Genomic DNA, 12,326 nt, shown 5'->3' with positions numbered 1-12,326 from the left:
TCGCGGTCAGCGACTCAGTAGCACTTTGCGCAAAAACGATCAAGAATGATCGTTTGTGATTGTTTGAGCGATGGGCACAAAAAAGCCCCGCACCGGCGAGTGCGAGGCTCGTTGCTATCCAGGCCGTCAATTAGCGTGCTGACTGCTCCAGGAATGCAATCAGATCGGCACGGTCCTGCGGGTTGGCCAGCGGAGGAAAAGCCATGCGATTGCCGGGTGCAAACTTCGCCGGACCACCAAGAAAAGCGTCCAGAGTCTGCGCATTCCAGACAACCGCCTTGTCCTTGAGCGCTTCGGAATAGTTGAAATTCGGCATTGTGCCAGACGTGCGGCCCACCACGCCCTTGAGCGACGGGCCAAGACGCGTCGCGCCAGTGTTCAGGTCGTGACAGGCGGCGCAACGGGCATACACGGACTTGCCCCTCACCGGATCGCCCGATGCCTGTTGGGCCATCGCACTGCCGGCGACGGCCAGCGTAGCGGCGGCGATAAGGGCGACTGGCTTCATGAAGCGGAATCCTTTGGTCATCATGGCATTATGCCTGACAAGGTATGTCCCGCTGCTGAACGGTCAATCCTTGGCTGGCGCCGAAAGATAAAGCTTCATGAGGATGCGGAACAGTTCGGACTTTTCCTTCCCCGTCAGGGCCGAAGTCAATTCCGTCTCATGTTCGGCAATCGCCTGACGGGCGCGCGACAAGACCTCGCGCCCTTCGTCTGTAAGCCACAAGCCGCCGGCACGACGATCGAGCTTCGAAGGCTCATTCACCACAAAGTTGTTCTTGATCAGCTGACGGACGAACTGGTGGACTGTCGGCCGCTCGATCTGGAAGAACTTGGAAAGGTCGGTTTGCTTCACGCCCGGATTGGCGTTCACCAGCCAGAGAATGGCAACCTGCTTGGGGGTCACGCTCATGGGATCGAGACGCTTCTCGAGGCGCGTCACGAACAGTGTGTTGACCGTGCCGATATGCAGGCCGAGCACGGAATCCAGATCATCGAGATCAAGATCGGGTACGACCGATTGTCTGCTGATCTCTGCCGTTGCCACTGATTTCCCTTCTCACGCTTGCACGCACCCGCTTATGGTCTGCTTGAAATGCTGGCGGTATCGCGCGGCGGTCGGTTCCGTCCATTAGTAAAGCATACTAATTCTGCAAAGCCTTTTTGCAGCCACAAAGCGTCCCGAGCACGTGGAGACGCCGCTGCGCCCTCGACATATCCTCCAGAATTGACCACTTGGGCCGCAACATTGGGAGAGCGTCTATGTCGGGCAAGGTCTATTTGGCAGTTATCGTGGCAGCGCTGTCGACCTCGGTGGCATTCGGGCAAAGCGGCCCTAGCGCACCTGCACCTTCACTGACTTATGCCTTTACCGTAACCGCAACACTCGCGCCTCCCGTGGAGCAGGGCGAGGTGGACACGGCCCGCAAGCGCTTCATTGCCATAACCGGCGGCACGGTCAGCGGCCCGGCGCTGAGCGGGGAAGTGCTCCCGGGCGGCGGCGATTGGCAGGCGATCCTGCCCGGCGGACTGACCTCGATCGAAGCACGCTACTTCCTGAAGGCTGCCGATGGGACCGTGATCGAAGTGACCAACCCCGGAGTTCGCACGGCCACGCCCGAGGTGATCGAGAAGCTCGCCAAAGGCGAAGCGGTAGACCCATCCGCCTACTACTTCCGCACGACGCCGCGCTTCTCGGTCAAGCCCGGAGCGTATGACTGGTTGCGGCGCAAGGTCTTCGTAGCGCGCGGCATCCGAAAGCCTGATGGCGTGGTGATCGACTTCTACACGGTGGAGTAAGGCAGTCTCAGGCCTCGACTGGTGCCGTGGTCTTGCCGAGCGCCGGGATGCCCACCGAGCGCCTGCCGCCATAGTCGGTTCGGACCACGATGAGGTTACCCTTCTCGAGATGCTCCAGCAGACGGCGAATGCGGCCTGATGAGCGCGTGCCGTAGATTTCGGCGAGACGCTCGTCATCCGGGCATGGTGCACCTTCAACGGCCGCGCGTGCGAGTGTCAGGAACGGCGCGAGCAGATCGTCAGGCACGTCCTTGCCTATGCGCAGAAGATCCTGCCACTGCGCGGCCTTGTCGTCATGGATGCCGGCAACCGCCATGGCGAAACGGCGGCGGAACGCACCGAGGTCCATGCCAGGCAGAATGCGCAACATCCGGCAGCGGACGGTGAAGTCCTGATAAAGCTGCGACGCAGGCTGGAATGTGCAGTCGGGCTCCGTCGCCATCTCCGCCAGGATCGAGGCGATGCTCGCCGCGGTTTCCTCCGCCTCGAACAGGCTGGGCGTTTCAGGTGGCTCGACCTGCTCGGCGGCCGGCACGTACCCTTCGATCTGCTCGAGCAACTCGCCGCTTTCCGGCGGCGGCGCATCCGGTTCGGGAGCACGAGGCGGCGATTCCATCGCCAGCGGCTCGGACAGCAGGATCGATTCCATCTCCGCGCCAGCTGCGTTGGGGAGCGGCATCAGGCCCTGCACCACGTTGCGCGCGCGGGTCTGGACATCGGCAATGCGCACGCTGACCGGTCGCCGGGCAATCGCAGGGCCAAGGCCGAGGAAGTGCCCGCGCTCCAGGTCGCGGATCTTTTCGGCCTCGCGCCGCTCCATGCCGAGGAGGTCGGCCGCACGCGCCATGTCGATATCGAGGAAAGTGCGCCCCATCAGGAAGTTCGATGCTTCGGCGGCAACGTTCTTGGCCAGCTTGGCGAGGCGCTGGGTGGCGATAACACCCGCCAGCCCGCGCTTGCGCCCCCGGCACATCAGGTTGGTCATTGCCGAGAGGCTGAGGCGGCGTACTTCGTCGGTCACATCACCCGCGGCGGCCGGCGCGAACATCTGCGCCTCGTCGACCACCACCAGCGCCGGGTACCACTCGTCGCGCGGGGCATCGAACAGGGTGTTCAGGAAAACGGCTGCACACCGCATCTGCGCTTCGAGTTCCAACCCGTCGAGCGCGAGAATCACCGAGGCGCGGTGCTTGCGAATGCGTGCGGCAAGCTTTGCGATTTCCGGGCCATCATAGGCCGATCCATCAACGACGACGTGGCCGAAGGGTTCAGCCAGCGTAACGAAATCGCCCTCCGGGTCGATCACTACCTGCTGGACGATGCTCGCGCTCTCTTCCAGCAACCGGCGCAGCAGATGCGACTTGCCCGACCCGCTGTTGCCCTGCACGAGCAGGCGGGTGGCAAGAAGTTCCTCGACGTCGATCCTGACAGACGCGCCGGACCGGTCGGCGCCGATGACGATTGATGCGCTCACGCCTGTCGCTCTGGCGAAGGCAGGGAGAGTCGGCAAGGCCGTGACCTTGTGATTTCCCCCGCCTTCAGCGCCTTTTACGGCAGGACGATGCCATCGCCGCGCTTGTAAAGCGGCGCGACACTGTCGTCGGGCCGTCCCGGATGCTGCTCTTCGACCGCCTTTGCCGATGATGGCAGTTCGAACGGCAGGCGCCCCTGCGACTTCGCCTTGCCGGTCACGAGATCGACGAGCACGGCATCACTGGCTCCAAACAACCCGTAGATCGCCGCGGCCTTGTCCTTGAATGCAGTCAGTACGGCAGGGCGATCCAGGTCCACCGCCACGATCGTGGGCACTTTGGCGGACGCTTTCTCAACCAGTTTCGTTGCTTCATCGTCAGCACGGAAATCGAGCCTGCCCTCATGCTGGCGCGAACCGAAGAAGTGGTTGGGGTGAAGCACTTCGAACGGCGTAGCGACACGGACCAGCGCGACGTCGGCCTGATCGAGCGTATCGACAACCGTCAGCCCGCCAGCGCGCGCCGCCTCGGCGTTAACGCCAGACAGCCAGACCTTGCGCCCCGGCGCCAGGGGAAGCAATGCATTCCGGTTTTCAAGCAGGACCTGCGCGGCACGCTGCGCCTTGTCAGCTTCGGCCTGTGTCGTCGGATCTCCGACAACCTTCCCGGCTTGCCCAACATCGACGTAAGGGTTGTCAAACAGGCCAAGTTCGAACTTGAGCTTTAGCACGCGCCGCGCTGCTTCGTCGACGCGGGCAAGGCTGACCTTGCCGTGCTTCACTGCGGCAAGCAGCGGCGCTGGATTGTCGACGCCGCCGAACTGGTCGATCCCGGCATTGGCGCCCAACGCATAGCGGTCTTCCTCGGAAAGATCCTCAACTCCCCAGGGCATCGCGATATTGTAGCCTTGCGGCTTTTCCGCAGTTGGCGACTTGCAAGGTTCCATACAGGTGTTGGTGATCCCCCAGTCGGAAATCACGATACCACCGAAGTTCTTTGTCTTGCGCAGAAGACCTTCGATCAGCGGTTTGCTGAAGCCAGCGCCGACCTGGGGCAAAGGCTTGCCGCCGATGCTGACACCGTTGGCGATCACGTAAGTCGGCATGACGCCCGCGGAGTTTGCGGCCAACGCACCGTCGAATGCGGCCACGTGCTGGGAAAAGCTTTCGTTATCAAGGCGGGCGATGCGGCCATAGTAATTGTGCCCGTCGAAGCCTTCCGGCTCAGCGCCATAGCCGACCCAGTGCTTGACCACAGTGGCGACGCCAGAGCGGACAAGTCCCTTGGGGCTACCCTGAAAACCGCGCACATAGGCGCCGGCAAGGCGGGAAACCGTCGCAGCGTCAGAGCCAAAGGTTGCCACGCCGCGTGGCCAGCGCGGCTCAGTGTAGAGATCGGCCTGCGGACTCAAGGCCATGTGAATGCCGACTGCCCGGTACTCGGCGGCAACGAGCCGGCCAAATCGCTCGACCAGTTTCTCGTCGCCGATTGCAGCCATCCCTAGCGTCTCTGGCCATTGCGAAAACCCACCGGACGCCGAACTGACGCCAACTGTCACCTGGAAGTGGTTGCGTGGATCGGTGCTGATCGTGACAGGGATGCCGAGCCGCGTTGCCTCGGCGAGGCGCTGGATGGCATTGTTCTCTTCAGCAAAGGATCTGGCATCGGGCGACAGGCGGGTGATCGCACTGTTCACGCCTCGAGCAAGCTGCGCTTGCGCTGCCGACTTGTCGTACGCCGTCCCTACCCCGATCCCGGACCCCTTCTCGGCAGCCAGCGTGCCATGGAGCATGAGGGCAACCTTCTCTTCCAGGGTCATCTGCCGCAGCAGATCGTCAACGCGACGAGCCGTGGGGGCTGCCGGGTTCTCGTAGACGTCCTGTCGACCGTTGTGATTGAGATCGCGATAGGTCTCGCCCGCGCGGGCTGGCTGGTGGACCAGCATGGCCGCCACAAGGGCTGGCAAGATTGCTGAACCTACACGAAGTGACGTGAACGAACGCGACATCAAACTCTCCCACCCGCACATTGACAGCGCAAGACACATACACGTTAGGGAAGCGATGCACATCAGACAACGCCCCACAGACAGAAAAAGCGGCGACGCAATCACTTGCGCCGCCGCCTCTGCGACCCGTCGGGCAAAAAGGGGAAAGCCCTTCGGTAACCGAGGGTTATGCTTACCCCTGTCGGATCATGTAGTCGAAAGCAGAAAGCGCAGCTTTGGAACCTTCGCCCATGGCGATGATGATCTGCTTGTAGGGAACGGTGGTAGCGTCACCCGCTGCGAAAATCCCGGGAACGTTGGTTGCACCACGGGCATCGACTTCGATTTCACCGCGCGCCGAAAGATCGATTGCGCCCTTGATCCATTCCGTATTGGGCACGAGACCTATCTGCACGAAGATGCCTTCGAGTTCGACCGTGTGCATTGCCTCGCTCCTACGGTCTTGGTAGACCAATCCGGTGACCTTTGCGCCGTCTCCCAGTACCTCGGTGGTCAGCGCTGATGTCACGATCGTCACGTTGGGCAGCGACCGCAGCTTGGACTGCAGTACGGCGTCGGCACGAAGCTGGCTGTCAAACTCGATCAGCGTGACGTGGGCAACGATGCCGGCAAGGTCGATCGCCGCTTCGACGCCCGAGTTGCCCCCCCGATCACCGCCGTGCGCTTGCCCTTGAACAGCGGACCATCGCAGTGCGGGCAATAGGCCACGCCCTTGTTGCGGTACTCGTCCTCGCCGGGAACGCCCATCTGCCGCCAGCGCGCGCCGGTGGAGAGGATCAACGTCTTGGCTTTGAGGCTGGCGCCGTTCTCCAGCTTGACCTCATGCAGCCCGCCCTCGGTGCCGGGAACCAGCGCCGTCGCCTTTTGCAGGTTCATCACGTCGACTTCATATTCCTTGACGTGGCTTTCCAGCTGGGCGGCAAGCTTCGGCCCTTCGGTGTGCTGGACCGAGATGAAGTTCTCGATACCCATGGTGTCGAGCACCTGCCCACCGAAGCGCTCCGCGACGACGCCGGTCCGGATGCCCTTGCGTGCGGCATAGATCGCAGCAGCAGCGCCAGCCGGACCACCGCCGACGACGAGCACGTCGAACGGCTCCTTGGCGGCAATCTTCTCGGCGGCGCGGGCAGAAGCATTAGTATCGAGCTTGGCGACGATCTGTGCAAGGTCCATGCGGCCTGAACCGAACGGTTGGCCGTTCAGGAAAACGGTCGGCACGGCCATGATCTGGCGACGCTCGACTTCCTCCTTGAACAGCGCCCCGTCGATGGCGACGTGAGTCACGTTGGGATTGAGTGCCGCCATGATGTTGAGGGCCTGCACCACGTCAGGGCAGTTCTGGCAGGTCAGCGAGAAGAACGTCTCGAAGTGCAGCGGACCGTCAAGCTCGCGCACCTGGTCGAGAAGCTCGGCGTCTTCCTTCGGCGGGTGCCCGCCAACATGGAGTAGCGCGAGGATCAGCGAGGTGAATTCATGGCCCATCGGCAGGCCAGCGAAGACGGCTTCCGCCCTGCCCTCGTCTGCCCGGATGGCGAAGCTGGGCACCCGCTCGTCAGTCCCATCAAAGCGTGCGGCGACCTTGTCCGACTGCGCGGCGATTTCCTCGACAAGGCTGCGCAGCTCGGCAGACTTGGCGCTGTCGTCAAGGGTGGCGACCAGCTCGATCGGACGGCGCAGGTTGCCGAGATAGGCCTTGAGCTGGGCAGTGGTGGCGGCGTCAAGAACGGGCATGGTCATTTCCTTTGGACAATACTGACCGCGCGTCACCGAATGGTCGGCGCACGGGAGATCAATTCGAATTTGATCGGGATCGTGGAACCGGCGGACCGCCCAGAAGCGGCACGGCCCGTCCGGTGGCTATGGCAGGACGTTCAACCCCACGCGGCGAACGCCCTGCCAGAACAATCAGATCTTGCCGACGAGGTCGATCGAGGGAGCCAGCGTTTCGGCGCCTTCTTCCCACTTGGCCGGGCAGACCTGGCCGGGGTTCTCACGCCAGTACTTGGCAGCCTTGATCTTGCGCAGCAGTTCCGCAGCGTTGCGGCCCACGCCCTCTGGGGTGATCTCGACCAGCTGGATCGTGCCGTCCGGATCGGTCACGAAAGTGCCGCGGTCAGCAAGACCGACGCCTTCGCGCAGGATGCCGAAGTTGTTCGAGATCGTGTGGTTCTGGTCGCCCAGCATGAAGTAGTTGATCTTGCCGACGGCCGGCGAGGTTTCATGCCATGCCTTGTGGCTGAAGTGCGTGTCGGTCGAGACCGAGTAGACTTCGACGCCGAGGCCCTGGAGTTCGCCATAGATGTCGGCGAGGTCTTCCAGTTCGGTCGGGCAGACGAAGGTGAAGTCGGCCGGGTAGAAAAAGAACACGCCCCACTTGCCGAGCACGTCCGCATCGCTGACGTCGACGAACTTGCCCTGGTGGAAAGCGGTTGCCTGGAACGGCTTCAGCTTGGTTCCGACGATCGACATAGACTCAAATCCTTCTCGTTGTGGATTGGTGAACCGGGATACGAATGGCGAGGTAGGGCATGGCTCTGGATTTTTCCAATGAGCAAATTCGCCCTGTTTGATTTATTGCGTCGATCAATGGCCGGGCTTTGACGGTAGTTTCGAGATCTCTCGGCAATATCTGACCCAAAGTGCAAGGTCCGCCGAATGCCTAGGAACGCTTGAGTCTCAGCGGCGTTGCCGCAGCCGGATGCAGTTTTTGCACTATGTGCCGCAATTTCCGCACTTGAAATCCTTCCGCGACTGAACCAAGTGGCAATTCGCAACGGAACGATTTCGTTCAATTTCCTGGATGGATTTCTCAATGGCCGTCTCCACCGATACCAGCCCCACCGCTTCAACTTCGGAAAGCAGCTCTGGCCGCAAGAAATTCATTGGCCGAGTCGCGGTCGGCGCGCTGGTTGTCGGTGCGCTCTATGGGGCTTACGCGCTCTACGATTACGAGACTGTCGGCAAGTTCATGCAGGATACGGAAGACGCCTACGTGAAAGCCGACGGCGTCACGATCAGCTCCAAGCTCGGCGGTTACGTGCGCCGCGTTGCAGTGAGCGACAATCAGGCGGTCGAACAAGGCACGTTGCTGGTCCAGATCGATCCGACCGATTACAACACCCGTCTTGCACAGAGCAGCGCGCAGGTAGACGTCGCCCGCGCTACCGAAACAGCCTCTGTCGCTGCCATCCAGGAAGCACAGTCCGCAGTAGGCCAGGCCCGCGCCGCGCTGCAGGCGTCCCAGCGCGAACTCGCTTACCTGAACGGCGAAGTTGCCCGGATGCGGCCGCTTGTTGCGAGCGGAGCAGAACCAAAGCAGGCGTTCGACCAGCTCATTGCCAACCGGGACAAGGCGGCGGCAGACGTTGCAGCAAAACAGGCCGGGCTTTCGGCCGCGAATGATCGCGTTACCAGCGCGCGTGCCCAGGCCGGGCAGAGCGCAGCGCAGATCAAGGCAGCGCAAGCCCAGCGCGAGGCTGCCAGCACTGATCTGGCGACGACCCGCATTGTCGCCCCGATCGGTGGCAAGATCGGCAACTCCACCGTGCGCATCGGCCAGTTCGTGCAACCTGGCCAGCGCCTGATGACGATCGTGCCGACCGAGGCGATCTACGTCGAAGCCAATTTCAAGGAAACGCAGATCGGCCTGATGCGTCCGGGACAGCCCGTCACGGTCCACGTCGATGCCCTCCCCGATGTCGATTTCCATGGCACGGTTGAGAGCATCACGCCCGGCACTGGCGCCAATTTCTCACTGATCCCGCCGCAGAACGCGACTGGCAACTTCACCAAGATCGTCCAGCGCGTGCCAGTGCGCATCCGCATCAACGCCGGTCCTGAATCACGCAAAGTGCTGGTCCCTGGCCTTTCGCTCTCGGTCGAAGTCGACACCCGTTCGGCAAAGTCGGCAATCGAGACGATCCGCAACGAACAGGATCGGGCCGCGTCGAAGTGAGCCAGTCGGCAACCATCGATGAGGCGGCAATGCCGCCGCCCGCCGCCAGCGGCGAAAAGGCCGACATCACGGCTTGGTTGGCGGTGGCCGCAGGCGCCATCGGCTCGCTGATGGCAACGCTCGACATCTCCATCGTCAACGCCTCCCTGCCCACGATTCAGGGTGAGATCGGCGCTTCGTCGAGCGAAGGCACCTGGATCGCCACCGCTTATCTCGTGGCAGAAATCATCATCATTCCACTTACGGGTTGGCTTGAGCGTGTATTTGGCCTGCGCCGCTTCCTGCTGATCGCGGCGATCCTGTTCACGGGCTTTTCAGTGATGTGCGGACTTTCGTCTTCGCTCACCATGATGATCCTTGGTCGTGTCGGACAAGGCTTCACTGCGGGTGCGATGATCCCGACCGCCCTGACCATCATTGCCACGCGCCTGCCACCCAACCAGCAACCGGTGGGCACGGCCCTGTTCGGCCTGACCGTCATCATGGGCCCGGTTCTCGGGCCCCTGGTGGGTGGCTGGCTGACCGAGACGTTCAGTTGGCACTATGCCTTCTTCGTCAACGTGCCGATCAGCCTGATCCTGATCACCCTGCTGCTGGTCGGTCTGCCAAAGGGCAAGATGCAATTGGGCGAACTCGTCAACGCCGACTGGTTCGGCGTGATTGGCCTGATCCTTGGTCTGGGCGGCATCACGGTGGTGCTCGAGGAAGGCCATCGCGAGCAGTGGTTCGAATCCGCCCTGATCTGGAAACTGAGCGCAGTCACGCTGCTCGGCTTCATCTTCATCGCCATCGGCCAGTTCAAGGCAAAGCGCCCGGTCATCAAGCTGGCCCTGCTGCGCAAGCGATCCTTCGCCGCGGTATTCGTGCTGGCGTTCGTACTCGGTGCGGTGATGTTCGGCACCGCCTACGTCATCCCGCAGTTCCTTGCCGCGATTGCCGATTACAACGCCATGCAGGCAGGACGCATCGTTTTCATATCCGGCATCCCGGCGATGCTGATGATGCCGCTGTTTCCGATCCTGATTTCCCGCGTCGATCTGCGAGTGATCGTCGGAACCGGGGTCGCTCTGCTGGCGATGTCCTGTTACCTCGACGTGACGCTAACCGCGCAATCGCGCGGGGGCGATTTCGTCGAGACGCAGCTGATGCGTGGCCTTGGCACCGTGTTCTGCATGATGTTCCTCAATCAGGCGGCGATCAGTTCCGTGGCGCGTGAAGACGCCGGTGACGCAGCGGGCCTGTTCAACGCAGCGCGCAACCTCGGTGGTTCGGTCGGGCTCGCCCTCCTCGCCACGTTGCAGGATCAGCGCTGGGAGTTCCATCGCTGGACGCTGCACAGCGCCCTCGGCGCGAACAACCTCAACGTCCAGGACTGGGTCAGCCAGCAGGCGATGAGCTATGGCGGCGGCCCCGACGGAATGGCGGCGGCGTTCCGGTCGCTCGACGGCATGATCCTGCGCGATTCACTGGTCATGGCTTTCAACGATGATTTCATGGCCCTGACGCTGGGCATCCTGCTCGTTTCCCCGCTCGTTCTTCTTCTGCGCCCGCTTCCCAAGGGCTACCACGCAAAGGCCGGACACTGATGACTGCCTCGCTTTCCTATCGCCGCATCGGCAGCGCCACGATCCTTGCGGCGTTGCTCGCTGGCTGTGCGACCGTAGGTCCCGACTACAAAGGTGCTCCAGAAGTCGCTCCGGCAGCGGCCTCGCGCGGCACGTTCGTCCGTGCCGGAGAGGCCATGCCGCAGGCCACGCCTTCGTCGCGGTGGTGGGAGAGCCTGGGCGACCCCGTTCTGAACCAGTTGGTCGCCTCGGCTCTTGAAGACAGTCCCGGCATCGCCGCGGCGAATGCCCGCATCGCCCAATCGAGGGCAGCTCTTGCTGCCAACCGCACAGCTGCGCTGCCGACGGTGAACACGTCCTTTGCCGCTCCCTATCTCAACGTTCCGGGCAACATTGCCGGAAACGGCGGCGGGCGAGACGAGATCAACGCCTATAATCTCGGCTTTGACGCCTCGTGGGAAATAGACCTGTTCGGCGGCACCAGGCGCAAGGTGGAGGCTGCCTCGGCGCGTGCAGAAGCCGCTGAAGCAGGTGCTGCCGATGCCCGCGTAACCCTCTCGGCCGAAATTGCGCGTGCCTATGTCGGCCTGCGGGCGCGGCAGTCGATGCTGGCGCTGCAAGACCGGCAGGTGGGCATAGACCGGGAATTGGTCTCCTTGGCGCAACAGCGCTTTGCCGCCGGGACGATCCCGCAACAGCCCGTCAACGCTGCAGAAGCGCAAGCTTTCGCCAGCGAGGCTGACGTTGCCAAGTCCCGCGCCGAGATTGCCGTTCTGATGGACCAGATTGCAGTGCTTACCGGCAAGGAGCCCGGTACGCTCGACACCCTGCTGGGAACTCCGGCCGCGGTGCCGCTGCCTCCTGCCGAAGTGGCCATTGGTGACCCCGCCAGCCTGTTGCGCAGCCGCCCCGACATTCGCATGGCCGAGCGCCAGTTGGCGGCCGCCAATGCCGATGTTGGCGTGAAGATTGCCGACAAGTTCCCGAAGATCTCGTTCCTCGGGCTGCTGGGTCTTGGCGGCCAGAACATCGGCGACATCTTCGACCCCGCCAACATCGTCGGCATCGCCCTGCCCCAGATCAAGTGGAACCTCTTCGATGGCGGGCGCGCCAACCGCCAGGTTGAAGCAGCCAAAGGCGCCTATGCTGAAGCCGAAGCGAATTACCGCAGAACAGTGCTGACGGCGCTTCAGGATGCCGAAGGTTCGCTTGCGCGCTTTGGCGCACAGCGCGTCGCTTTCGGCAAGGCGCTTGATGCGGAAGGTCGGGCGCGCAAGAACGTTGAACTGCAGCAGCAACGCTTGCAGGCCGGGACCATTGGCAGGCCCGACCGTCTTGATGCAGAGCGGCAGGCGTTGCAGTTGGCAATGTCCGCTGCCGCCGCTCGCGCCGAACTGACGACCGGATTTATCGCGGTAGAGAAGGCGCTTGGGCTTGGCTGGACCGCCGGTTCAGCAGGGTCAGGAGCGGATAAATGAAACGGATTCGCCCATTTTATAGTATATTGACTCCAGCCATGGCTG

The 12,326-nt window shown here is 62.5% G+C and carries 9 protein-coding genes and 1 pseudogene; 4 read left to right on the top strand and 6 right to left on the bottom strand.

The window, feature by feature from the left end; all coding sequences use genetic code 11:
• Positions 1-130: 130 nt before the first annotated feature.
• Both C7W88_RS11450 and C7W88_RS11445 read right to left on the bottom strand, forming a co-directional pair.
• Entirely contained in the window at positions 131-508 is a 378-nt protein-coding gene (locus C7W88_RS11450) for a cytochrome c family protein (RefSeq protein ID WP_118074727.1), read from the bottom strand.
• Between the two features lie 63 nt (positions 509-571).
• Positions 572-1,051, bottom strand: a complete 480-nt coding sequence (locus C7W88_RS11445) for a MarR family winged helix-turn-helix transcriptional regulator (protein WP_118073632.1) — start codon at positions 1,049-1,051, stop codon at positions 572-574.
• A 215-nt stretch (positions 1,052-1,266) separates the two neighbouring features.
• Between C7W88_RS11445 and C7W88_RS11440 the strand changes: the two genes are divergently transcribed.
• Entirely contained in the window at positions 1,267-1,803 is a 537-nt protein-coding gene (locus tag C7W88_RS11440) for a DUF3237 domain-containing protein (RefSeq protein ID WP_118073631.1), read from the top strand.
• 7 nt (positions 1,804-1,810) lie between these two features.
• Here the strand turns inward: C7W88_RS11440 and C7W88_RS11435 are convergent, their stop codons facing one another.
• The 4 genes and pseudogenes from C7W88_RS11435 to ahpC form a co-directional block, all read right to left on the bottom strand.
• Positions 1,811-3,277 carry an ATP-binding protein gene (locus C7W88_RS11435; protein ID WP_118073630.1) on the bottom strand — a complete coding sequence of 489 codons (1,467 nt, stop codon included), beginning with the start codon at positions 3,275-3,277 and terminating at the stop codon, positions 1,811-1,813.
• A 74-nt stretch (positions 3,278-3,351) separates the two neighbouring features.
• The gene (locus C7W88_RS11430; RefSeq protein WP_240344594.1) at positions 3,352-5,283 is read right to left on the bottom strand and encodes a glycoside hydrolase family 3 protein; all 1,932 of its coding nucleotides are present in this window, start codon (positions 5,281-5,283) and stop codon (positions 3,352-3,354) included.
• Positions 5,284-5,455: 172 nt separating this feature from the next.
• Positions 5,456-7,014: pseudogene (gene ahpF, locus C7W88_RS11425) on the bottom strand (alkyl hydroperoxide reductase subunit F).
• A gap of 174 nt (positions 7,015-7,188) precedes the next feature.
• Positions 7,189-7,752: an alkyl hydroperoxide reductase subunit C gene (gene ahpC, locus C7W88_RS11420; protein ID WP_118073629.1), complete on the bottom strand. Its 564-nt coding sequence runs from the start codon at positions 7,750-7,752 to the stop codon at positions 7,189-7,191.
• Between the two features lie 331 nt (positions 7,753-8,083).
• Here ahpC and C7W88_RS11415 point away from each other — a divergent pair, with 331 nt between their 5' ends.
• Genes C7W88_RS11415 through C7W88_RS11405 form a run of 3 tightly spaced genes read left to right on the top strand, consistent with a single transcriptional unit; the run spans position 8,084 to position 12,281 of the window.
• Complete coding sequence (locus C7W88_RS11415) at positions 8,084-9,238, top strand: HlyD family secretion protein (RefSeq protein WP_240344593.1); 1,155 nt, start codon at positions 8,084-8,086, stop codon at positions 9,236-9,238.
• A gap of 29 nt (positions 9,239-9,267) precedes the next feature.
• Entirely contained in the window at positions 9,268-10,824 is a 1,557-nt protein-coding gene (locus tag C7W88_RS11410; protein ID WP_118074724.1) for a DHA2 family efflux MFS transporter permease subunit, read from the top strand.
• Positions 10,824-12,281, top strand: coding sequence for an efflux transporter outer membrane subunit (locus C7W88_RS11405; RefSeq protein ID WP_118073628.1), 1,458 nt, complete (start codon positions 10,824-10,826; stop codon positions 12,279-12,281). Before C7W88_RS11410 ends, C7W88_RS11405 begins: the two co-directional genes overlap by 1 nt.
• Positions 12,282-12,326: the final 45 nt, after the last annotated feature.

Source organism: Novosphingobium sp. THN1 (assembly GCF_003454795.1).
Lineage (GTDB): Bacteria > Pseudomonadota > Alphaproteobacteria > Sphingomonadales > Sphingomonadaceae > Novosphingobium.
This window is presented reverse-complemented; position numbering and strand designations above follow the sequence as displayed.